17 protein-coding genes, 2 tRNA genes and 1 pseudogene are annotated in these 24,445 nt (G+C 45.2%); 11 read left to right on the forward strand and 9 right to left on the reverse strand.

Annotated features, from left to right (window positions below; genetic code table 11):
* Positions 1–201: 201 nt before the first annotated feature.
* The 3 genes from HYR79_08460 to HYR79_08470 all read right to left on the reverse strand — a co-directional run bounded on the left by HYR79_08460 (position 202) and on the right by HYR79_08470 (position 1,954).
* Positions 202–276, reverse strand: a tRNA-Glu gene (locus tag HYR79_08460).
* Positions 277–546: 270 nt separating this feature from the next.
* Positions 547–622 (reverse strand) — tRNA-Lys (locus HYR79_08465).
* Between the two features lie 36 nt (positions 623–658).
* Complete coding sequence (locus HYR79_08470) at positions 659–1,954, reverse strand: adenylosuccinate synthase (protein ID MBI1821727.1); 1,296 nt, start codon at positions 1,952–1,954, stop codon at positions 659–661.
* A gap of 272 nt (positions 1,955–2,226) precedes the next feature.
* Between HYR79_08470 and guaB the strand changes: the two genes are divergently transcribed.
* The 5 genes from guaB to HYR79_08495 all read left to right on the forward strand — a co-directional run bounded on the left by guaB (position 2,227) and on the right by HYR79_08495 (position 8,797).
* Entirely contained in the window at positions 2,227–3,696 is a 1,470-nt protein-coding gene (gene guaB / locus HYR79_08475; GenBank protein MBI1821728.1) for an IMP dehydrogenase, read from the forward strand.
* Positions 3,697–5,268, forward strand: a complete 1,572-nt coding sequence (gene guaA / locus HYR79_08480) for a glutamine-hydrolyzing GMP synthase (protein ID MBI1821729.1) — start codon at positions 3,697–3,699, stop codon at positions 5,266–5,268. It begins immediately after the preceding gene.
* 250 nt (positions 5,269–5,518) lie between these two features.
* On the forward strand, positions 5,519–6,283 hold the full coding sequence (locus tag HYR79_08485; GenBank protein ID MBI1821730.1) for an rRNA pseudouridine synthase: 765 nt from the start codon (positions 5,519–5,521) through the stop codon (positions 6,281–6,283).
* Between the two features lie 19 nt (positions 6,284–6,302).
* Positions 6,303–8,081 carry an aspartate--tRNA ligase gene (gene aspS, locus HYR79_08490; protein ID MBI1821731.1) on the forward strand — a complete coding sequence of 593 codons (1,779 nt, stop codon included), beginning with the start codon at positions 6,303–6,305 and terminating at the stop codon, positions 8,079–8,081.
* A gap of 41 nt (positions 8,082–8,122) precedes the next feature.
* Positions 8,123–8,797 (forward strand): 1-acyl-sn-glycerol-3-phosphate acyltransferase, encoded by a 675-nt coding sequence (locus tag HYR79_08495; GenBank protein MBI1821732.1) that lies wholly within the window; start codon positions 8,123–8,125, stop codon positions 8,795–8,797.
* Positions 8,798–8,843: 46 nt separating this feature from the next.
* On the opposite strand, the gene HYR79_08500 is transcribed toward HYR79_08495, so the two are convergent.
* Entirely contained in the window at positions 8,844–9,239 is a 396-nt protein-coding gene (locus HYR79_08500; GenBank protein MBI1821733.1) for a hypothetical protein, read from the reverse strand.
* A gap of 52 nt (positions 9,240–9,291) precedes the next feature.
* On the opposite strand from HYR79_08500, the gene HYR79_08505 reads away from it, so the two are divergent.
* The 3 genes from HYR79_08505 to HYR79_08515 all read left to right on the forward strand — a co-directional run bounded on the left by HYR79_08505 (position 9,292) and on the right by HYR79_08515 (position 16,286).
* The gene (locus HYR79_08505) at positions 9,292–10,113 is read left to right on the forward strand and encodes an SUMF1/EgtB/PvdO family nonheme iron enzyme (GenBank protein MBI1821734.1); all 822 of its coding nucleotides are present in this window, start codon (positions 9,292–9,294) and stop codon (positions 10,111–10,113) included.
* Positions 10,114–10,348: 235 nt separating this feature from the next.
* Entirely contained in the window at positions 10,349–15,292 is a 4,944-nt protein-coding gene (locus tag HYR79_08510; protein ID MBI1821735.1) for a multicopper oxidase domain-containing protein, read from the forward strand.
* 79 nt (positions 15,293–15,371) lie between these two features.
* Entirely contained in the window at positions 15,372–16,286 is a 915-nt protein-coding gene (locus tag HYR79_08515; GenBank protein ID MBI1821736.1) for a carboxypeptidase regulatory-like domain-containing protein, read from the forward strand.
* Between the two features lie 5 nt (positions 16,287–16,291).
* On the opposite strand, the gene HYR79_08520 is transcribed toward HYR79_08515, so the two are convergent.
* Together HYR79_08520 and HYR79_08525 are read right to left on the reverse strand one after the other, a co-directional pair.
* Positions 16,292–16,903, reverse strand: coding sequence for an HAD family phosphatase (locus HYR79_08520; protein ID MBI1821737.1), 612 nt, complete (start codon positions 16,901–16,903; stop codon positions 16,292–16,294).
* A gap of 2 nt (positions 16,904–16,905) precedes the next feature.
* A complete protein-coding gene (locus HYR79_08525; protein MBI1821738.1) occupies positions 16,906–18,156 on the reverse strand; it encodes an FIST C-terminal domain-containing protein in 1,251 nt (416 codons plus the stop codon).
* A gap of 174 nt (positions 18,157–18,330) precedes the next feature.
* On the opposite strand from HYR79_08525, the gene ispH reads away from it, so the two are divergent.
* Together ispH and HYR79_08535 are read left to right on the forward strand one after the other, a co-directional pair.
* On the forward strand, positions 18,331–19,191 hold the full coding sequence (gene ispH, locus HYR79_08530) for a 4-hydroxy-3-methylbut-2-enyl diphosphate reductase (GenBank protein ID MBI1821739.1): 861 nt from the start codon (positions 18,331–18,333) through the stop codon (positions 19,189–19,191).
* A gap of 39 nt (positions 19,192–19,230) precedes the next feature.
* Positions 19,231–19,947, forward strand: coding sequence for a VIT1/CCC1 transporter family protein (locus tag HYR79_08535; protein MBI1821740.1), 717 nt, complete (start codon positions 19,231–19,233; stop codon positions 19,945–19,947).
* Here HYR79_08535 and HYR79_08540 read toward each other — a convergent pair.
* From HYR79_08540 to HYR79_08550, 3 genes and pseudogenes are all read right to left on the reverse strand, one after another.
* Positions 19,937–21,416 (reverse strand): annotated as a pseudogene (locus HYR79_08540) (fumarate hydratase). The gene HYR79_08535 and the pseudogene HYR79_08540 sit on opposite strands and share 11 nt — an antisense overlap.
* Positions 21,417–21,421: 5 nt before the next feature.
* The gene (locus tag HYR79_08545; GenBank protein ID MBI1821741.1) at positions 21,422–21,784 is read right to left on the reverse strand and encodes a VOC family protein; all 363 of its coding nucleotides are present in this window, start codon (positions 21,782–21,784) and stop codon (positions 21,422–21,424) included.
* Positions 21,785–21,795: 11 nt separating this feature from the next.
* Positions 21,796–22,557 carry an HAD family hydrolase gene (locus tag HYR79_08550; protein ID MBI1821742.1) on the reverse strand — a complete coding sequence of 254 codons (762 nt, stop codon included), beginning with the start codon at positions 22,555–22,557 and terminating at the stop codon, positions 21,796–21,798.
* Positions 22,558–22,786: 229 nt separating this feature from the next.
* Between HYR79_08550 and HYR79_08555 the strand changes: the two genes are divergently transcribed.
* Positions 22,787–24,313 carry a hypothetical protein gene (locus HYR79_08555; protein ID MBI1821743.1) on the forward strand — a complete coding sequence of 509 codons (1,527 nt, stop codon included), beginning with the start codon at positions 22,787–22,789 and terminating at the stop codon, positions 24,311–24,313.
* The last annotated feature ends 132 nt before the right edge of the window (positions 24,314–24,445 follow it).

Below are 24,445 nucleotides of genomic sequence, written 5' to 3' on the forward strand. Positions count from 1 at the left end.
CAGTGTGGAATTAAGAAGCTTTTTACCACAAAAACCCTTGAAAATAAAGGGAAATATGAGTTTTCTGATCAATATTTTCATCTGATTCCAGTATGCTGACTTTTTACGAGACCATCAAAGACTGGATAAACTTGGTCACAATTTGGTCACAGTCCAATAAAAAAGGGCTTATCAGAATCGATAAACCCTTGATTTTATTGATGTCCCCAACGAGATTTGAACTCGTGTTACCGCCGTGAAAGGGCGGTGTCCTAGGCCGGGCTAGACGATGGGGACCCGATTATGTTGGTGAAAAAGCTCATCTGCTGCGTTCTCGTTTTTCGGCCTTCTTCAACGTACGTACTATGTACGCCTCAGTCGCCCTCAAAACTGCGGCCTTGCATATGAGACTTTTTGACCAACATGTTGCTTTCGGCACGATTCCGCAGTGCCGATAATATTATAAAAAAGTGGGATCACATAACAGGCTTTGCCTGGATGTGAACCGGGGGTTGGGGGCATCGGAGAATTTTGCTTCACAAATTCGCACGGGCCCCCAAGTATAAATGGTGAGCCGCGTTGGATTCGAACCAACGACACCCGCCTTAAAAGGGCGGTGCTCTACCAACTGAGCTAGCGGCTCTAAAAACAAGAGGCTCAATCTATCAAATCCAACGGATCAGGTCAAGCTGAAAGGGTGATTGATGAAAATCGTTTCATTCCTTTTCGAGCCGGTAGAAATCATTTCGATTTCACACTGACTCCACTCTTCAATTTTATTTAAATAGGTCTGAGCCTTTTGAGGGAGTTTTTTAATTTCTGTAACGCCCAGAGTGGAGCTTTTCCACCCGGGGAGGATTTCGTAAACCGGTTCGGCTTCATTTAAGACATCAAATTCTGTCGGCATTTCTTTAAAAGTTTTTCCTTTAAAACGGTAACCCGTGCAAACCGGAATCGAGTCAAAGGTATCGAGAACATCGAGCTTGGTAATGGCCAGGCTTGAGAGCCCATTGACCATAACCGAATACCGGACAGCCAATACGTCAAACCAGCCGCAACGTCTTGGCCTCCCGGTTGTTGAACCAAACTCTTTTCCTAGATCCCGTAAATTTTCGGCTTCTTTTCCTTTTATTTCAGTCGGGAAAGGTCCGCTTCCGACCCGGGTTGAATAGGCTTTGGCGACGCCCAAAACTTTGTTGATCGCCGTGGGGCCGACCCCGGCGCCTGTGCAGGCTCCGCCGGCAACAGCGCTTGAGGAGGTGACATAGGGATAAGTTCCATGGTCGATATCCAGATGAGTTCCCTGAGCGCCTTCGAAAAGGATATTCTTTTTACCCTGTATTGCCTGGTGGATCATAAGATGGGTGTCGGCGGCAAATTCGGAGACCTGTTTGGAATATTCCATATATTCATTAAAAATGGCGTCCAGTTCAAAACCTTTCGCCTTGTAAAGATGCTCAAGAAAAAAGTTCATTTCTGCTAAATTTGTTTTAAGTTTTTCCCTGAAAAGGGTTTCGTTTAATAGATCGGAAACCCGAATGCCAATTCGGGAGATTTTATCGGAGTAGCTTGGCCCGATTCCCCGGCCGGTGGTCCCGATTTTTCGGGTACCTTTTAAGTTTTCGCTTGCCCGGTCTATCGCCCGGTGGTAGGGCATAATCAGGTGGGCGTTTTTACTGACCCAGAGGTTTCGGGAAACTTCGATTCCCCTTTTTTTTAAAGTTTCTTTTTCTTCAATAAAGGCTGCGGGATCAAAAACCACTCCGTTCCCAATAATACAGGTTTTGCCTTTGTGAAGAATTCCCGATGGAATGAGGTGGAGAATAAAGGTTTCATGGTCTATTATGACCGTATGACCCGCGTTATGCCCGCCGGCATAACGAACAATCATATCAGCCTTTTCGGATAAAATATCGACGATTTTCCCTTTTCCCTCATCGCCCCATTGGGCGCCTACGACGACTAGAGTTGCCATCCCTTTTCCTAATCTGGAAAAATCAATAAAAAAAGCCCTGAAATAAAAATTCAGAGCCGTATGCAAGATGAGATAGTAGGCTTTTGGACGGCCGTTGTCAACCAAAACCTATGAATTTAATAGAGAAAAATGTTTTATCTTGACCAAGATTTTTATCTTTGTTAAACTTGACCAACTTTATTTCAATCACTAAAGAAAGTGTGAGAATTATCTATTTATCTTTTAAAATCAATATTTTTACTGAAAATTTTATGGAAGACTGAAAGAGAAAAATGACCCCTAAGGACATAGAAACCGGTTTAACTTTTGACGATGTCTTATTAGTTCCCGCCTATAGTAATGTTCTTCCCAAAGATGTTAACACTCAAACCTTATTGACCCAGAATATCACTTTAAATATTCCCATTGTCAGCGCCGCGATGGACACGGTCACCGAATCCCGCCTGGCCATTGCCCTGGCACGAGAAGGGGGCATGGGGATCATTCATCGGGCTTTTTCTATAAAAGAGCAGGTTACCGAAGTTGAACAGGTGAAAAAATCTGAAAGCGGGATGATTATTAATCCGATCACCATTTCTCCCGAACAGAAAATCGGGGACGCCTTAACGATGATGTCCCAGCATCATATTTCGGGAATTCCGGTGACCTCCAATAACAAGTTGGTCGGTATTTTGACGAACCGGGATCTGCGGTTTGAGAAAAGAATGAGTTTAAAGGTCTCCGAAGTGATGACCAAAGAAAATTTAATTACTGTTCCCGAGGGGACGACCCTCGAGGAAGCCCGGGAAATTCTCCAAAAGAACCGGATCGAAAAACTGCCGGTCGTGAATAAAAAATTTGAACTTAAGGGCCTGATCACCATTAAAGATATCGAAAAGCAGATTGCGTATCCGAATGCCTGTAAAGACAAATGGGGGCGGTTAAGGGTAGGTGCGGCTGTCGGCGTTGGAAGAGATTCGATGGAAAGGGTTGATGGCCTGGTGAAAGCTGGAGTCGACGTGATCGTGGTTGATACGGCTCATGGCCATGCTCAATCGGTTCTCGATACGGTTAAGGCGGTTCGGAGAAAATATCCTAAAATGGAAATTATTGGCGGAAATGTAGCGACCGGCGAGGCCGCCGAAGCTTTAATTAAAGCAGGTGTAAACGGGATCAAAGTTGGCGTCGGTCCCGGCTCGATCTGTACGACCCGAATCGTTGCAGGAGCGGGCGTGCCACAGATTACAGCGATTATGAACACTGTTCAGGTTGCCGAAAAAGCCAGGATTCCGGTGATTGCCGATGGCGGGATTAAATTTTCGGGTGACATTGCCAAAGCCATAGCGGCCGGCGCCAGAACAGTCATGATTGGGGGAATGTTTGCGGGCACCGAGGAATCTCCGGGCGAATCGGTGATTTATCAGGGGAGAAGTTATAAGGTATACAGGGGGATGGGTTCTCTCGGCGCCATGGAAAGGGGAGGCCGGGATCGTTATTTTCAGGAAAACGCCCCTGAGAACAAACTGGTTCCAGAGGGGATCGAAGGACGGGTCCCTTATAAGGGGTCGCTTTCCGCAATCGTTTACCAGCTGGTCGGAGGCCTTCGATCCGGCATGGGGTACTGCGGGTGTGAAACCATTGATGATTTAAGGAAAAAGACCAGGTTCATACGTTTGACTCAGGCCGGATTACGGGAAAGTCATGCGCATGACGTCATCATCACCAAAGAAGCGCCTAATTATCGAAGGGAATGGGAAAACTAAATGTACGAGAATAAGGAAAAAATCATCATCCTTGACTTCGGATCGCAGTATACCCAGCTAATCGCCCGCCGCGTACGGGAAAACAAAGTTTATTGCGAAATTTTCCCCTATGATGTTTCCTATCAAAAAATAAAAGCGTTCAAGCCTAAAGGGATTATTCTTTCGGGCGGACCCTCCAGCGTTTACACGGCCAAAGCGCCCGGTTGCGATAAGCGCGTGTTTGAGATGAAAATTCCGGTTCTTGGAATTTGCTACGGAATGCAATTGATGACCAAAGTTTTAGGGGGAGAGGTTTTAAAAGGCCTGAAACGGGAATATGGCAAGTCGGACATGTTTATTGAAGACAGTTCCGACCTGTTTAAAGACATTACGACTTTTACCCTTTCTTCCGTCATTACCGTTTGGATGAGCCACGGCGATAAAATTGAAAAGATGCCTCCCGGGTTTATTAAATCGGGACATACGGAAAACTCTCCGATTGCCGCGATGAAGGATGCGAAACGGCGTTTTTATGGAATTCAATTTCATCCTGAAGTCGTTCATACCCCGATGGGGATAAAAATCCTTCAAAATTTTGTTTATTCCATCTGTCAATGTTTACCGGCCTGGAACATCTCTTCTTTTCATCAAAAGGCCTTGCAGGAAATCCGGGAGGCAGTCGATGACGATCATGTTATTTGCGCCCTTAGCGGAGGCGTTGACTCGACCGTTGCGGCGACCATTGTTCATGAGGCGGTTGGAAATCAACTGACCTGTATTTTTGTCAATAACGGCCTTTTACGAAAAGGGGAAGCCGAACGGGTGGTCGATACCTATAAGAATCAATTAAAATTTAAACTTCATTATGTCGATGCCTCCAAAAAGTTTGTGGCCAAATTAAAGAAAGTGGTCGATCCGGAAAAGAAACGAAAAATTATCGGGAGTGAATTTATCAAGGTTTTTGAACAGGAAGCGAAAAAGATTAAAAGAGAAGGAAAGGTCAAATACCTGGTTCAGGGGACCCTGTATCCCGATGTGATTGAAAGCGTGTCATTTAAGGGCGGACCTTCGGCAAAAATTAAAACCCATCATAATGTCGGCGGCATCCCTAAAAGGATGAAATTTAAACTTCTGGAACCGCTCAGAGAGCTTTTTAAAGATGAAGTGAGAAAACTGGGGCATGAAATGGGCGTGCCCGAGGAAATTCTTTGGCGCCAGCCTTTTCCCGGTCCGGGTCTTGCTGTACGAATCATCGGGGAAGTCACCAAGAACCGTTTGATCATTCTTCAAGAGGCCGATGCGATTATTAATGAAGAGATTCAAAAAAACCCAATTTATAAAACGATATGGCAGTCTTTTGGCGTTCTTCTTCCGGTTAAAACCGTGGGTGTAATGGGAGATGAACGGACTTACGAAAACGTTCTTGCCATCAGGGCGGTGACAAGCCTGGACGGAATGACAGCAGACTGGGTCCGTCTCCCTTTTGATGTTTTGGCCAGCCTCTCGAATCGGATTATTAATGAAGTAAAAGGGATCAATCGCGTGGTTTATGATATCAGTTCGAAGCCTCCCTCCACCATCGAATGGGAATAACTTGGTCCATTGATAAGGGGCCATCTGCTGTGTTGTCTCTTCAGCCTTGATCCTCATGTACTCACTCTGTACATTCCGGTACAAGGCTTTGTTCCTGCGGCTTGCAACCCACCTCCAAAATTACAATGGAGGAAGTCCCCGAAGGGGGCATATGACCCCTTCTGAATGGCCAGGAGGGTTTGGTGCTGGGCGTTTAATTTTCTGGAGTTTTTGAGCAGACTTAAATAAAGGTAAAAATTAGGATTATAAAGTGTTAGAACGGCTTCAAAAGATAATTTCAACCGCAGGCGTCGCTTCCAGAAGAAAAGCAGAGGAGTTGATTCTTGAGGGATCAGTGACGGTTAACGGGAAAGTGGCGACCGAACTGGGAACCAGGGCAGATGCGGAAAAAGATCATATTAAGGTTAACGGAAAATTGATTAACCCTCAACAGCAAAAGGTTTATATTTTGCTGAATAAACCAAAGAATTATATTACTTCTCTCCATGACCCTGAAGGCCGCCCGACCGTTTTATCTCTTTTAAAGGGTGTAAAAGGGAGAGTTTACCCCGTAGGGAGGCTCGACTATGATACGGAAGGCCTTCTCCTGCTTACCAATGACGGTGAATTTGCAAATGCGCTCATGCATCCGAAAAAGGAAATTCAAAAAACCTATCAAGTGAAGGTGAAGGGCGTTTTAGAAGAAGAGAGGATTAAGAAATTAGAGGAAGGGATCTTTTTATATGGTAAAAAAACGGCGCCTGCCACAGTTAAAAAGCAGGGGAAAACCGAGGAAAATTCATGGATTGAATTAACCATTCATGAAGGGAAGAACCGTCAGATCAAAAAAATGCTTTTTAAACTCAATCACCCCGTTTTGAAAATAAAAAGGGTCCGTTACGCGTTTTTGGAATTAAGAGATTTACCCGTTGGAAAATATCGTTTTTTGGATTCTTCAGAAGTTAAAAAGTTAAAATCCCTTACCCTGTCAGATTCCACTCTTTCATCCAAGACTCCTAAAGTCGTTAATCAATAACAAACGGGACACCAAAAGAATCAGAGAGGAATTTTCATTGAAGCGAACACACTATTGCGGTCAGGTCAGCGATAAAGATACGGGGAAAAATGTGGTTTTAATGGGTTGGGTCCATCGCCGCCGCGACCATGGCGGCCTTATTTTCATTGATTTGAGGGACCGGGAAGGCCTCGTTCAAATCGTCATCAATCCAGAAGAGAAAACAGCCTATGAAATGGCTAAAGAGGTTCGCAATGAATATGTTCTGGAGGTCTCTGGAACTGTGGTTAAACGCCCTGAAGGGACGGAGAACGCTCAATTAAAAACGGGAAAGGTCGAAATCCAGATTTCCCGTCTTGAGGTTTTAAATACGTCAAAAACCCCTCCTTTTTCCATTGAAAAGGAAAATGAAACCCTTTCAGAATCTGTTCGTCTTCAATACCGCTATTTGGATCTGCGTCGTTCGGAAATGCAGGAAAACCTTAAAGTCAGGCACCGGATTACTCAACTAACCCGTGAGTTCTTAAACGGACAGGGCTTTTTGGATATTGAAACGCCGTTTCTAACCAAAAGCACGCCGGAGGGTGCGAGGGATTACCTGGTCCCGAGCCGGCTCAATCCAGGTTCGTTTTTTGCTCTTCCGCAATCTCCCCAGCTTTTCAAGCAAATTTTAATGGTGTCGGGACTAGACCGGTACTATCAAATTGTCCGTTGTTTTAGAGACGAAGATCTCCGGTCGGACCGTCAGCCTGAATTCACCCAGATCGATATCGAGATGTCTTTTATTGAACGGGAAGACATTATGAATTTAACGGAAATCTTAATCGCCAAGCTTTTTAAGGAAATTAAAGGAATTCACCTGGAGCTTCCTTTTAAAAGACTTGCGTACTTCGACGCGATGGAGCGCTTTGGATCGGATAAGCCAGATCTTCGGTTTGGCCTCGAGTTAAAGGATGTTTCGTCAATCGTAAAACGGTCCGACTTTAAGGTCTTTAAAGAGGCGGTTGAAAAAAACGGAATCGTGAAAGGTCTCAATGCAAAAGGATTGGCGGGAATGTCCAGAAAAGAGGTGGACGACCTGACTGAAGAGGCTAAATCCTATGGCGCCAAAGGGATGGCCTGGATGAAGGTGACTGAAAAAGGGATGGAGTCGCCCATTGCAAAATTTTTTCCGGAAGGCCTTCAAAAGTCGATTCAAAAAGAACTTGAAGGAGAAGCCGGGGATCTTCTGATTTTTATTGCAGATGCCCCGCCAGTTGTTTACAAAACCCTCGGAAACCTTCGCTTATCAATTGCTCAGAGGCTCCAACTCATCAAACCGGATATTTACAATTTTCATTGGATGATTGATTTTCCGTTGCTTGAGTTTGATCCCGAAGAAAAAAGGTATGTCGCGATCCACCATCCTTTTACATCACCCATGGACGAGGACCTGCCGCTTCTTGAAAAAGACCCGTTAAAAGTCAGGGCAAAAGCCTATGATATCGTCTTAAATGGAACGGAAATTGGCGGAGGAAGCATCCGGATTCATCGAAAGGAACTCCAGCGAAAGGTGTTTTCTTTGCTCGGTATTTCCGATGAAGAAGGAATGAAAAAATTCGGGTTTTTATTGGAGGCCCTGGAATTCGGCGCGCCTCCTCATGGCGGGATTGCTGTTGGACTCGACCGTTTGACCATGATCATGACCGGAATGAATTCTATACGGGATGTGATCGCCTTTCCAAAAACGCAAAAAGCCAGCTGTTTAATGACCGATGCGCCCACTCCGGTTGATCCTAAACAATTAAGGGAGCTGGGAATCAAGCTTAACCTTCCCTGAACGATGACTCCTTCTTATTATTATTCAGGACTTGATTTGATATGAATGAGCCAGGATTTATTCTGAATTGCTGGCATGCGATTGGTTTATCTTTCTGGAATTTTATTTTTAAAATATTAAACCGCGTAGAAGTCCTGGGAAAAGAAAATATTCCCCGTCCAGGGGAAAGTTCCGTTCTTATCCTTTCCAACCATATTTCCGCCATTGATCCTTTTTTAATCGCCGTAACGTCGCTTTCTTATTTTTCAAAGGTTTGCTGGCGGGCGCCCGCCAAAGAAGAGCTTTTTAATTATCCGGTTATTCGAAATATACTTGCGAGCTGGGGAGCCTTTCCCGTTCGCAGGGGAAAAGGGGATTACGAGGCGATGAATCAGATGACCCAGATGTTAAGAGACAGCCTGATGGTTCTTTTTCCCGAAGGAACCCGTTCGAAAGAAGGCGTCCTTCTTAAAGGAAAAGCAGGGGTGGGGAAGATCATCTGGGAAGGAAGGCCCGCTAAAATTCTACCCGTTTTGATTGAAGGGACCAACAGAATTCTTCCGAAAGGCCGGATTTTTCCGTCTGTGGGTAAAAAAACGAGAATATACTATGGCCGGCCCATCGATTTAAGCCCTTATTATTTAAAGGAACCGACCATAGAACTGACTCAGAAAATGGCAGATGAGGTTATGTCTACCTTGCATGACATGCAGAAAGAGATCAATTTCAGATATTAAAAGTTAAATTGCCGGGATGGCGTAACTTTCAACTCCAAACAGAAAATCAGTTCATTTCTATTGGGGTAATTTTACTGGCTTCAATAAAATGATCATGTGTGCTGCCGGCCCAATATCCCGTCTTGTGATAAACGCCGGTTACGATCACCCTGCCTCCCTTTTTTAGGGGCGGCGTAAAATAGCTGAAAACCGTTAAAGTTTGGGAAGAATCGCCGGGCTGGAAATTTGAATTTTCAAGGACGAGCACCATGAATTCGCTTCCGCGTTTCCCCCGGGACGGGTTTAACGACCGAACCTGTCCTGAGACCTTAATATTTTTACCGTCATAAAGTTCGGGCGAGCTTCTAATCACTTCAATGCTTAAGGGGGAAGTTACAGTATCAGCCAGAACGGGCAGACAAAGAATCGATAAAATCAAGGCAAAAAATTGAACAGACTTCATGTTTAAATCTTACCACAAAAAGTTTTTGTTTAGGATGGAAAGAGTGACAGAAATGAATGGCCCCCCGAAAGGCCGTAGAAATATTGGGTTTTCGTTTCGATTGCAATTTTTTTTATTGTTGCTGTTCGTGTTTTTCCCCCTCGCTAAATCCGGTTCTTCGGAGAATGAACGGCCGGAAATTCCAAAAATGGTGTTGATCAAAGGAGGCTGTTTTGAAATGGGAAACAGCTTTGACGAGGAGATGAAAGATGAAAAACCGGTTCATAGGGTTTGTCTCGATGATTTTTATCTCGGAGAAACCGAAGTTACGCAGGGAGAATGGAAAAAGGTGATGGGGAGCGACGCGGCGGCTTATTTTAGAAGCCCTGACAGGCCGGTAGAAGAGGCGATGTGGGATGATGCTCAGGCTTTTTTAAAGAGATTAAATGAACAGACCGGACAGAAGTACCGGCTTCCCACCGAAGCGGAGTGGGAATATGCCGCCAGAGAGGAGGGGAGAAAAGAGAGATGGGCCGGAACAAACAATGATAAAGATCTTGGAAAATATGCCTGGTATTCCGACAATTCAAATCATGAGACCCACCCCGTCAAACAAAAACTTCCCAATCAACTAGGTCTCTATGATATGAGCGGTAATGTTTGGGAATGGGTGCAAGATTGGTATGATCAGGAGTATTACGCAATAAGCCCGAGAGACAACCCTAAAGGTCCGGATAAAGGGAAATACCTGGTTCTGCGCGGAGGGGCATGGAACAGCCGGGCGGATTTTGTCCGGGCAGATTTCAGATTCAAAGATACCCATGACAAAAGTTTTAATTATTTCTGCGGGTTCCGTCTGGCACTTTCTCCGGCTTCAAATGAACCGAAGAAATAGTCCTGCCTCTGTTTTAAAAAAGTTAATAATACTTTATTTTGATAAAAATATAAAAACTGTTGACTTTATCCTCTGATTTAAATATATATGAGCCTTTGCCGAACTTAGAAATTAAAATTTTATTTTCTATCTTTTAAAAAAATCCTGCATATCAATTTTTCATTTATTTTATTTATGAAAAATAAAATCTTTAAAAAATCCTGCACAAACAAAAAAAAGAGGGGGAGGAATCATCATGTTCACCATCAAAGGTATTTTCCAAAAAGGTCTGCACCTTTTTGGCATTGTCTCATTCCTGATGCTGGGAGTCTATCCGGCGGCCGCCGGAGAGACGGATCGCTATAAAAAAGTTTCTTCCGATGAAAATTATCAATCCGACTCGGACTGGCAAAAAAAATTAAAAACACAGATCGAAACTGAAGAAAAAATGGAGGGCCGGGCAGGGGTTTCTGACAAAGTTAATGAGGCGATGGAAAAACTCATGAAAGAGATTGAAATCGGTACCGGGCACGCCTCTCATTCGGAACACCAGGGAGCGAAAACTCCTTTTAAAGATATGGCCACGATGCAGCAAATGGATAGAAGTTTTTTTCTAGGCCCTGCATCCAATACGGAGAGTGTAACCGGCGGCGGAAGATGTCCGGCTAACGCCCCGCTTAAAGTCTATGACATCAGCGCCATCAATGTTGAAATTACGTTAAACCAGTGGTTGGATTATCACCCCGGGTATATGTATGTTCTGACCGAAAATATTCCCGCCGTTCGGGCCGAAGAAAAGAAAAATCAGGAAGCAAGAAAAGCTCCCGGGTATAATCCCGGCGCGGTGACCACCGGGTTGCAAACCGATATGATCCAGCCCTTATCTTTTAGGGGAAACCAGGGTGATTGTGTCGAAATTATTCTTCGAAACCAGATGAAGGACGAAGACACCGGCCTCCATATCCATGGATCTTCCATGATTGTTAAATCGACCGGACAAGCGGCAACCATGTCCAATCCCGATTCCAATATCAAACCTGGAAAGAGTCAAACTTTCCAATGGTTTATTCGTGTGGATGAGCAGGAAGGCGCCCACATGTTTCACAGCCATGTCGGCCGGGAGGCCGCAAGCCTGGGTTTGATCGGCGCTTTTATGGTTGAACCGTTGGGTTCAAAATACCTTGATCCGGTTTCTGGAAAAGAAAGTCAAAGCGGCTGGCAAATGATGATCGTCAATAACAAAACAGCCAATACCACCCAGTATGATTTCAGGGAATTTGTCCTTTATTATCATGAAATCGGAGACGAATCTTTTAGACCTTTAAATAGAAGCGGCGAGATGGTTCCGCAAAGAGATCCGAATACGGACGCCTATCGGCCTTCCGCCCGCGCGATTAATTATCGGAGTGAGCCCTTTGGCGTCAACAACCTGGCCCTTCAGGAAAAGTATTTCCATTTTGAAGATGAATCAATGAGTTATAGCGCCTATACCTTTGCGGATGTTCCGACGGCGCTTCCAAGATCCTATATGGGTGATCCCGCCAAATTCCGTTTGGTTCATGGGGGAGGAGAGGTCTTTCATTCCCACCACCCTCATGGAGGAACCATTCGCTGGTTAAGACAACCCAAAGCCGACGGAAAAGCTGACTTTATCGCAACCGCTGCGGGAAATGGGCCCGTAAAATTTCCGGAAGTCAGAACCACCTCCGATCGAGTGGATGTTCAGGTGATCGGTCCTTCTGAGGTCCTTGATTTACAAACTGAATGTGGATCAGGGCTTTGCCAGCAATTGGCAGGGGATTTTCTCTTCCATTGCCATGTTGCCCACCATTATGTTGCGGGAATGTGGAGTTATTGGCGTGTGTATAATACGCTTCAATCCGGTAACTATCCGTTCGCGAGCACCGATGTAATGCCGTCTCTACAGGAGCTTCCAGACCGGAAGGGAAGAATGAAGCTTCCGGTGACCTCCGATCAGCTGGTCGGAAAGACAATGGATTGGTTTGACAAAAAATGGCATATTACCGCCGGACAGAGCGATTGGTCCAAACCGATTCCTGATATCAATATCAAGGATTGGGTCAAAATGATGGTGCCTCCTGCCGGTCAGCCGGGTCATACCTCAGACGAAAAAGGTCAGATTGAAGCTTATGACGCAACGGTTTGGGACTGGTCATGGGATGGCAATAAGGCTTTAGGGGAACCTGAAGCCACGGGAACCTTTGATTTTCCGAAATACAAATCACCGATGCCGGGTAAGAGACCTCCTATTTTATTTGATGCCAAAACAGGGAAAACGGCATGGCCTCATTTTAAACCGCACTTTGGAAAACGGGTTCCGTTTGCCCGCCATCATGGACCGGCGCCCTGGTTAGAACCGATCCACATGAACAAAGACACCGGTGCGCTGCCCTCTGATCCTGGAAGCGTCGGCGCTCCAAATGAGGAGACGACCCTTCCCGCGAAGCCGGGGGAACAGGGGCGATGGAGTCTTTGTCCGTCAAATGCGGGTAGAAAACAATATACGATTCATTTTATCGAAACACCTATTACCCTGACAAAGGGATTGGGAAATATTAAGCCGGTCGACGATCCGAACGGGTTGCTTTATGTTTTACAGGAGCAAGAGGCGGACGTCCGGAAAAACAATGACTTGAGATTGCCTCTGGTTTATCGGGCTAATGTTTATGATTGTGTGGATGTGATTTTAAAGAGCGAGTGGAAAGATAACGATAACCAGAATTTCCAGAGTTCCAAAATCAATATTCATCCTCACTTTATTCAGTTCGATAACCAGGCCTCTGACGGGGTGATCACAGGCTTTTCCTATGAGCAATCCGTTCGGCCATTTACCATGCTCGGGAAAAAAGCCCAGAAGAGCTTGCCTCCTCCAATGAACGCTCTATTGGTCGATGATTCTAAAACGGGATCAAAGATCATCAGGGTGAAGATGGGAGAAGGGGCGACTCCGTTCCACGTCGACACCGAAGTCATGATTGGAATGGAACAGGTAAAGACCTCCGAAGTCCGCCTGGTCAAGGAGATCAAAAAGGATAAAGAAGATTTAATGATCACTTTAAACGAGCCTTTAAAACATGACCATTCAAAGAACGAAATTGCCTCGGTCGAATACGTTCGGTACAGGATGTGGGTCGATAGCGATATCGGCACCGTTTTCTGGCATGACCATGCTTTCGGCGCAACGACCTGGCCCCATGGAGGTGTCGGGGCAATGATCGTAGAGCCTTATGGGTCCACTTACCATAATCCGACAAGTGGAGACGAAATCCGGTCAGGCCCTGTTGCAGATATTCATGGAACGGAACCGATCGGATATGGGGTCAATGGGAGTTTCCGGGAATTGGTTGTGATGCCGCATGACACCGTCCCGACAACAGCTCAGGTGGTCACGGAGGGCAATCCTCCCGGCCAGAAAATTCAGGTGGCAATTGACGCGGGTCAAACGATCTCGTTTACGATGCCGTATGATCTTTCTCTGACCACCGCAAAAATGTTAAATGGAGGCACCCATACGACAGGGGGCGGATTTAATTTCAGGGCTGAATCCCTTGCAAGGCGGCTTGCCCATAACAGTGAGCCTTCCCTTGTCTTTTCAAGTAAGGCGCATCAAGACCCCAGCACTCCCCTTCTCAGGGCCTACCTGGGGGACACGATGGTGGTTCGGCTGCTTCATACGTTAATGAACGAAAGTCATGTCTGGCATATTGCCGGCCATGCGTTCAGAACTGAGCGGTACGCGCAATTTTCCGATCTTCGGAATGCACACCATGTTGGGATTGCCGAGCGCTATGATCTGGTGATGAAGGCGGGTGGCGCACAACAGATGGCAGGAGACTATCTCCATTATAATGGGCGTCCGTCTCATTTGTCTGAAGGAAGCTGGGGAATTGTTCGGGTGTTGGATCAGCTGGATCCGACGCTTAAGCCCCTTCCAGGACGGGAAGAAATTCCGCAATCTGCAAAATTGGTTTGTCCTTCAGACGCGCCTGTTAAATCCTTTACCGTCCTGGCGGTTGACCGTTCTTTGAAGTACAACCCGGATGCGCCTGACACCATCGACGTTGATTTTGATCGAAAACTTCTGGTGTCAAACCCGAATGGCAAGATTTTTATGCTTGAAGGCGAAAAATCAGCGGTGGCAACGAGCACACAGCCGATGCCCCTTACGCTCCATGTCAATTCGGGGGATTGTATCAAGGTGACACTCAAGAACGAATTAAAATCTAACAGCCGCGCCTCCTTTAGCGCCGATATGTTGGCCTTTGATCCAAAAGACTCGGAGGGTGTCAATGTTGGGAACAATCCCGGTGATCAAACGGTAGGGGTTCATCAGAGCAAGACCTATACCTTCTATGCACCCCCGCAATACGGGGAGTTTGTAGCGAACGTTTGGGATTGGGGAAATCCGTTGAATAATGTTCGGGATGGGTTATTTGGTGCGATCGTGGTTGGACCCAGAGGCGCCAAATACCGCCATCCGGTAACGGGTGAGGATGTTTCCCTGAAAAATTCCTGGACGGCTGATGTCCTTTTGGATCGCTCTTTGCCCGAAAGCCAGGGACGGTCCGATTACAGGGACGTTTCACTGTTCTTCCAGGACGAGGATAATATCATTGGCACCTCGTTTATGCCTTATCTTCAGCATCTTGCCGGTTTAGCAGGGGTCAATTATCGGATTGAGCCCTGGAGTAATCGTGAAGAAAAAGGGTGTGAAGCAGGGAATATGTTTACAGCCTGTCTCACCGGACAAACCGAACCTGTAACTCCGACGATTATGGCTCATGCCGGCGACCCGGTTCGAATTCATGTGTTCGGATCTTATAATGAACAGAACCAGGTCTTTAGTATTGAAGGACATGAATGGCCTTTTAAACCAAACATGGTCGGGGCGGATATGTTAAGCAGTCTTCAATTTGGAAGCTCCGAAAATCTCGATGTGTTTATTAAAGAAGGGGCCGGCGGGCCTTACCATATTCCTGGCGATTATGTATGGCAGGATCATCGCATGCCGTATATGGAAGCCGGGGAATGGGGTTACCTTCGGGTTCTGCCCGTCGGCGATCAAAGGATTCTTCCTTTGAACGGCACTCCCAGGGTCAATACGGCGACCGAAGATTTAGTCCCTGAGAAGAAAGAGAAAATCGGTCCTCTCTCAATGCGGGATAAACAGGTGGAGTAGAGAAGGGCCTTCTACCCTGGTCCTCCCTGGATTCAAAATTCCAGGGAGGACTAAATTTTTGAAGGGAAAGGTGGTTAAAATGAAGTTATCAAAGGTTTTTGTCGGACCCATGGCACTCGTGTTGCTTTGGGTTTTTGTGCTTTTTAATCCAGTTGTTTCATTTGCTTATGAAACGATTGATGTAAAAAACGGCGGGTCTATTCGGGGAAAAGTGACCTTGAAAGGGGTCATTCCGCCTCTCCGGGTTTTTCCAATCGGACTTTACCCGTTTAGCCAGTTTTGTAAGAAGATTTCAGACGGGGACAATAATGTTCTTCTGGAGGAATTTTTCGTTGGAACAGGGGGAGGCCTGAAGGATGCCATCGTTACCGTTCAAAATGTCCAAAAGGGGAAACCGTTCACACATCTGAAAGCTTCAATGGTTTCAGTGGATTGCATGTTTCATCCTGCAGAGGCTTTACCGGCTGAAGTCGATGTCGTCGAAATGGATAACACCATTCACCATGAGCATCCCTTAGTTACGGTCCTCGAAAACCACCGGACCTTGTCCGTGGTAAATAAGGACCCCATCATTCATAACATGCAGGTTTATCAAAACCAAAAAGGGAATATTATCCTCAATACGCCGCTTCCGATTTCAGACGAGCCCAGGGGCGGAATATTGGATTTCGAAGCGGACAACAAGATTGCTCACATGATTTGCGGCATGCACGAGTTTATGCAAAGTTGGGCGTATGTCATCGATAATCCCTATTATACCAACACGAAAAAAGACGGGGATTTCTTAATTAACGACATTCCACCCGGTACGTATGAGGTGGTCGTCTGGCACCCCCATTTAAAGCCCATTACCCATGAGGTGACCATTTCGGCGAATCAGTCGTCCGAAATAAATGTTGAATTTGATTCAAGTGACGTTAAACGCCCCCTCTATGAATTGCAGGATTCTTTTAGAACGGCCCCTAAAGACCATGTGCCGGGACATCATCATTAGACGGCCTAAAAAGATCCTAAAATTCCTTTTGTTTTCAAATCTCTTTTTAAACTTTCCTCGCCTTGAAATTGAATGGCAGAAATTCCCACTCTGGCCGCGCCTTCTACATGCATCGGAATGTCGTCAATAAAAACGCATTCCCGGGGGGAGGAGTACGTCCTGGAAAGCGCCTCGTGAAAGATTTCAGGATGAGGTTTTAATGTCCTGAGCGCAAATGAATAAAAAAGATGGTCGAAGGACTTCAGGAAAGGAAAGGTCCCCTCAATATACCGGCTATGGAGCATATTGGTGTTCGAAAGGATGGAGAGTTCGTAGTCGTCCTTAAGAATCTCGATCAGGGAAACCATTTTTGGGCGGGGCGTGAATATTGGAGAAAACATCCGATCGAACTGATCAATCGTTAAGTCCTGATGGTATTTTTGATTTAAAATGGATACGAGTTCAGCGGGCCCGATGTCACCCCGTTCGAACCGGGTAAAAAAATCAGATTTAAAGAGAAAATCATAAATGTCATTTTCCGGCGCCTTGAATGTTTCTGAAAGCCTTCCCGACGCTAAATGGAGATCGAAGTCAATCAGGGTATTTCCCAAATCAAAAATAATATGATTAATCTCCAAAATCAGGTCTCTCCGAAGACGCTTAAAATGCCCGAATAGTTATGCCATTGCGAGCCGCATCCGGTTGAAATCAGCTCTGCGTAGCTGAAAAACCCAATGAGCGGCATTTCTTTAAAATATTTACGGATGAGCGAAATATCGACATTTTTTTTTCCATACAGAGAGTTTCCTCTTCCGCAGCAATTGATGTAAATTCCAAACCGCGGGGAATTATTTTCAAATCTTTTTGAAAGGTTGAAAATCATTTCTTCAGTCTCTTCATAGGAGCGTTTGGGATCTCGGACCATATAAGAGATCACCTTTCCTTCTTCAATGCGGTCGCTAACGGTGATCGTTTCTTCCTCTGGATCGAGGGCCAGAATGTTTCTAACGATGTATTCTTTTTTTCGAAGGGAGGTATCGCAGGGATTAACCCCCAACCCTAGAAAAACCAGACTGGCGGCGTCGTGAAGTTCCTCCTGGTGATGAAGTTTATTTTTAAAAAGTTCGCTAAATGTTTGGTAGGCCGGTTTCCCGCAGATTTCGTAAATGGTGTTTCCTTTTGCTTTGGTGACCATCAGGGAGGATCCAATGGGGTGGCAGGCATGGGTAATCCCGACTTCAAATTGGAACTTTCCGGAAAGGAGCAGTCCGGAAATAGAATTGGAGTCCACGGTTCTTCCACAAAACTGAAATGTTTCATTTAAATTTCCTTCTTCCGACGCGCCGCCCCCGATCATAAAGGGAGAATGGGGAGCGAGGGGAGAAGAAATAGACTTTGAAAAGGAGTGGTAAAAGGCGTCAAAGTGAAAATTGAAGGTATCGGGCAAAAGCAGTAATAACGATTTCTGCTGAAGGTTTTCAATCAGAAGCTCAGCCAATTCCATTCCGACTTCTGAATTCCGATCTAAAATATTGTGAACCTGAAACGCGCGAGATTGAATAGAGTTTGATTTAAGGGTTAACACAGCGATTGACGGGGACTGCTCCACCTCTTCTTCGTCCGTTAAAATGCCGTAGGCGCTGCAGCCGCAAAGTTGTTTCGGGCTTGCAAGTTCATAAAGGATGTTTAAAACGCGGGCATATTCTTGATGAAAATGGGAAGTGGCGAAAACAAGGATCAAATCGGCCTTTTTAATTCCTGCCTGTTTCAAAGCAGCCAGAACGGCCTCTCGCGCTGCAACCTCCGGATGTTTATTTTTTGAAAATCCTACGCCGACTTTAAGCATAATGTCCACATTGAATGAGTACCCTTTATTGGCTAATTCTACCACTCTTTCGGACCTTCTTATACATTGATTTTAAAACATTTCAGATGGTATACTGCAAGGCGGTTCTATCAGGGGCCCGTGCGGTTTCACTTCGTGAAATCCTCCAATGCCCCCGAACCCCGCGTTCAGCACCGGCCAAGCCGGTTGCTTCTCTTATGTTTCAGGAGGATTTATTTTATGGAGATTGAAATTGCCCGTCATTCGGGGTTTTGTTTTGGCGTTAAAGAAGCGATTGTGAAAGCGACCGAAATTGCAAAAGAATCCCCTCTTCCTACCAAAACCTTTGGCCCTTTAATTCATAATCCTCAAGAGATAACGCGCCTCCACGATGAATACGGAATCGAGAAAGTGGAGTCGTTTGACGATTTTTATGACGGGAATCTGGTTATCCGCGCCCATGGTGTTCCCCCTGAGGAATATGAAAAGGCCCGTAAAAATAAACTAAACGTCGTGGATGCGACTTGCCGTTTTGTGGTTGATGTCCAGGAATATGCGATAGAATTTTGCAAAAAAGGATATCATTTAATCGTTGTGGGTGAAAAACACCACGCCGAAGTAAAAGGAATTATCGGTCATGCCGTCCACGCCTCTCCAGACGCAAAGGTTTCGGTGATTGAAACATTAGATGACTTGCTGGAGATCAATCCCGAAAAAGCGGGAATCGTATTTCAGACCACGCAGGAATATTCGAAATTTAAGAAATTTGAAAATTATATCAAAGAGCAGAATAAAAAGAGCTGGAAAATAAAAAACACGATTTGCGGAGCGACGAAAAGCAATCAGTATTCCGCGGATGAACTGGCTCGCCGGGTCGATGTCATGCTGATTATAGGCGGTAAAAACAGCGGTAACACCCAGCGGCTTGCCGAGATTTGTCAGAAATATACCATCACCTACCATATCGAGACAAAAGACGAACTTCTTCCGGAATGGTTTTGCGCTGTCAAAAAAGTCGGGGTTACGGCGGGAGCTTCCACTCCGCAATGGCTGATTGATGAAGTCGTCGAATCCCTCAATATGTTTGAAATCTCTAAATAGGTTTTTTTCCCTTAACCGTCATTCAACTCAATTTCCGCAATGAATATTTTACATAAATACCATCAAGAGGATTGGCATACCCCTGAAGGAAAAATGCTTCGGGATGTCATCTTCGGACTGAATGACGGATTGGTGACCTCAATCGGTTTTGTTTCGGGTGTCACGGGCGCGGTATTCCAGAATAAGGTTATTGTATTAACGGGAATCGCCCAGATCATCGCCGGTGGTATTGCCATGTTTATTGGGGCCTATTTATCTAACAAATCACAGGAAGAGTTTTTCCTAAAGGAAATTGCCAGGGAAAAGAGAGAAATAAAGGAAATTCCTGAGATCGAAAAACAGGAGATCAGGGATATTTACAGCGATATGGGGTTTTTACCCGACGAAGTCGAAATGATTGTCAAACGAATTACCTCGGATGAAAAACTTTGGGTTCGTTTCATGATGAGAGAGGAGTTAGGAATCCTGGAAGAGGAGATGAAGAGTCCGGTGAAAGCCGGTATGATTATGGGCGGAACATTCATGCTTGGCGGGGTATTCCCGTTATTTCCTTATTTTTTTATTCAAAATACTTTCATGGCTCTAAAGGTCAGTATTTTTGTTTCCGCTTTAGTTTTCTTTACAATTGGCGTTGGGAAATCGACCCTGACTAAAACCCACTGGTTTAAAAGCGGGGTGCAAGTGACCTTCCTGGGAGGATTGGCGGCTCTGGTTGGCTTTCTGATCGGGAAGGGGATCGGGATGTTTATAACCTGAACCGAGGTGACGAGAGAAGATTGTCCAGCCGGTTTTTTGAGGCTGTCATCACCTCTTCATGAAGGCTTTTCCCGTGGGAGTCCATGGTCACAATAGCTGAAAAATTTTCCACTTCAAATTCCCAGATTGCCTCCGGGGCTCCAAATTTTTCGAGAAGATAAACCCCCTTTACCTTTTTAATAGCTTTAGCCAGGACCTGCGCCGCCCCTCCAACGGCATGTAAATAAACAGACCCAAACTTTTGGCACGCCTGTAGCGTTTTTAACCCCATTCCCCCTTTTCCAATAACACCCCGGATACCGAATTTTTCAATAATCTCAGCCTGGTAGGGTTCCTCCCGAATCGAAGTCGTTGGGCCTGCCGCTTTTGCTTTCCATTCTCCTTTCTCTTTAATCATGACCGGTCCGCAATGGTAGATCATTTGATCTTTTAAAGAAATCGGAAGTTTACCCCCCTCATGCAGATATTTATGAACGGCGTCTCTTCCGGTGAACAGGGTTCCATAAATTTCAACCTGATCGCCGACATGAAGAGAGCGTATTTTATCTTCTGTAAATGGAAATTGGAGTTTCATGATTCAAATGTCCTTATTAATATAACCACTTTTTAATGTTTCCCCTGGAATCCAACCCCACTCCCTGGCGTCTATAAGCCCAGCACATATAGGAAATGGAAACAAAATAGCTCGCTGGAAGGCGGTTAAGTTTCGAGGCCTTTACACCCAAAAGGGTGCTTTTTCCACCAAATCCCATAGGGCCAATGCCGAGCTGGTTGGCGATTTCGAGGACATTCCGCTCCAACTTCTCAAGGGAGGGGTCTTCCGCCGGTTCATCCATTTTTCGAAGAAGCTGCATTTTGGCATGTTCATACCCGGTGGACCGATCGCCTCCGATGCAAATTCCCAGAATGCCGGGACCGCATCCCTTTCCTTGAGCCATTAACACCGCGTCCAGGATGCATTTTTGAACCCCTTCTAAATCTCTCCCGGCGTTTAAACGGGTGTCCGGAAGCGAATATTGAGCTCCGACATTTTCACACCCTCCTCCTTTTAAAATCAATTTTACTTCCAATGTTTTCTTTTTCCATTGGTCAAAATGAAACACCGGCGTTCCAGGGCCCAGGTTATTCCCTGAGTTAAAACCGGTTAACGAATCAACCGAATTTTGTCTTAAATAACCGATTTTTGTTGCCTCTGCGACTGCTTTTTTGGCCTCCTTCATAAACGAAATTTGATCAAATCCAATGGGGGCATGGATGTAAAACGTGATCATTCCGGTGTCCTGACACAAAGGCATCGAAGTATCACAGGCGATTTGGATGTTTTCCTGAATGACCTCCATGGCGTATTTCCCGCGGGATTGAGCCGCTTCAGCCCGGGTTCCTTTCTGAATGGCTTTTTGGACGTCAGCAGGAAGTTCCGACGAAGTCTTTCTTAAAAGTTCGAGAAGGGATTGTTTCAGGTTTTTCATACGGATTACCATTTGGATTGGGTGAGGGTTATCTTATACCCGTTAGGATCTTCAATCGTCGCAGAAAATCCATAGCCCTGATCGATGGGGGGCATTTGAAAGTGCGCCCCTTTTTTTCTTAAATCCGAATAGGTCCGATCGAGGTCTTTGACCTGGAAACCAATGGAAATACCCGAGTTGTTATTCGAAGGATCTATTTTAATTTCCGCGGTTTCCGGGGTCAAAGCCAGAGTGGTCCCTTCGGTGGATAACTCGGTCCATTGCGGCATCTGCGTTTTAACAGGAATTCCCATGACATCGCGGTAAAATTCAATCGATTTTTGCATATCTTTAACAATAAGGGTGACATAGGTGATTTTAGTAAACATGATTTCATTCCTCAATGGGTTGATAAATTAGTAACGATGGCTTCGAGTTCGGCGAGGTGAGCGACCTGAAAATCCGGGGTGTAATCACCCCCGGGAAAAGAAAAGGAACCTGAATTAATCCAGACCGCATCCATGCCGATCTGTTTTGGACCCATAATATCCGCTTCAGGGGTATCCCCCACGAATAAGGCCTCATGGGGTTGCAGGCCCATTCGTTTGAGAATCATTTCGAAAAGACGGGGATCAGGCTTAATCCAGCCCGCTTCGTCTGAAAACAACGTAGAATGAAAAAAACCGTTGATTCCAAGAGAGTCGAGAATACGGTAGCCGGTTGGGGCATCATCGAAATTGGATAAAAGCCCCAATTGAAATGAAGGTTTCAATTTTTCCAACAGGGCAAAATGATCATCTGGAAGAAAAACCGCTTTTTTTAGCCATCCCATATGAACATTTTTCATCAGGCGGGCTAACTGGTTTGTCTGTTCCTGTTTCGGAAAATTGAGCTCGTTCAGGAGTATCTCCATTCGGGTCAGACAACTGATTTCGTTGAGAGAGGTTTTTTTCTCCAGTCTTAACCGGCTGGAAACCTCCTTTAGACTTTGATGAAAAAACTCCACGGAATAACCGTTTTGCATCTTTGAGGCAATTTCAAATAACGGCACGGTCGTACAATGAATCTGCTGACCTTGAAAAGTCAGCAGAGGGAGGCGTGTTTCGTCAAAATGAACAAGCGTTCCGAACAGGTCAAAGATAATGGCCTTATAATTTTTCATCGTTTTATCTTAATTTTTTTTGATCTTCTTGTCAATTTTCATTTTTCTCTATTTTATTTCTTGACAAAAATCTTTCACTTCATTACTGTTTTTTCAAATTTTGCTAAAAAGCCAATTAGAAATTGCAGACCCTACTTTCTAATCTGGTCTGGTTCAAGATTCAAAGTTATTCTATTGGAAACACAGAAGCATAAAGACGCAACTTTCACAAACCTGAAGGAAGTCTCTAATGTTCGTGTGCCACCCAGAGGAAAGAGGATTTTTTCTTCATAGAAAAATCATATCTGTTCTGGCGATTTTATTTTCCCTCCTCCTTTCAGAAATCTTTCTTCCATATCCAGCTTCAGGAGCAACCTCTTATACCGTTACCTACACCTACGATGAAACGACCGGTTCGACGAATGGAATTGGACGGTTAACCTCCGTTAGTGAACCCTCAGGGACAACGACAAAATTTTCATATGACTTATTGGGTAGAACAATTGAAACCGATAAAACCGTGGACAACCAGACCTATATTTTCAAAAATTCGTATGATCCCATGGGTAGAGTTAAGTCCATTACCTATCCTGACGGAGATATTGTTTACCGTGATTACAACGGTCCTGTTTTAAAACAAATTTATATTGACCCGGCACATCCCTATGCCCTCTATACAGGTTTTAACGTGCTTGGGATGCCAGGGAGTCTGAACTATGGAGATGGAACTTCAACCCTTTATACCTACAACAATTCCGCGAATAGCAATACCCAATGTATTAAAGACAACTTCAGACTTTGTTCTTTAATCACCGTATCGCCCGCCGGGAGTTTGCAGAATTTATTATATACCTATGATTCGGTAGGAAATGTTTTATCAATTAACGATGTTATCAATGGCGCTCAAACTTTTGTCTATGATGATTTGAATCGATTGACCCAGGCAGCCGGACCTTACGGCAGCATCAGTTATTCCTACGACGAAATTGGGAACATGACCTGCAATTCCCAAATCAGCCCCTGTTCCGCAATTATTCCCAACTATTATTATCCGCCCAGCGGCTCAGCCAGCGTTCAGCCCCATGCGGTAACAACCGCAGGAATCAATTCGTACCAATATGACTTAAACGGAAATCTTGTGGTCGGGGGAGGCCGGTCGATCACTTACGACTCCGAAAATCGGCCGATTACCGTTACCTCAGGAGAGACATCTACGACATTTGTTTATGACGGAACGGGAAATAGGATAAAAAAATCGGCCACCGGCATTACAACCACATACATCACCGACCTGTATGAATGTACTTCCGCGATTTGTCTTAAATATCTTTTTGGAATCAGCGGGAGACTCGCCATTAAAGAAGTGGGTACAGGTAACACCTACTATTACCATTCTGATCATTTAGGCTCCAGCAGTGTCATGACTCAATACGGCCTGAAGGTTCAGTCGGTAGCTTACTTTCCCTATGGCCAAACAAGAGTCAATACCGGATCAATTGATATCCGGCACAAATTTACCGGACAAGAGATGGACGCCGAAACAGGGTTGTATTATTACGGTTCCCGTTACTATGACCCAGTCTTAGGGAGATTTATCAGCGCTGATTCCGTAGTCCAAAGTCGTTCGAATCCACAGACTTTGAATCGTTACAGTTATGTATTAAATAATCCAGTAAAATATTTAGATCCGGATGGACGGGCGGTCTACATAGCAGGTCATGTTGCTTTTGATCCAGCAGGTTATTTGTGTCGCCCTACCTGCTTTCATCTTAGTTAGTGTCTGAACGAAAATGCAGAAAACCCTTGATAGTCCGTGTAGAAAACGAATTTATGCACCTGAAGATAACCGTTTTCAGTTGAGAAACATATAGTCGTATGTTAAAATGATCGCGCTATTATTGATCAAAAC

It is taken from the genome of Nitrospirota bacterium (assembly GCA_016178585.1).
Classification (GTDB): domain Bacteria; phylum Nitrospirota; class Nitrospiria; order JACQBW01; family JACQBW01; genus JACOTA01.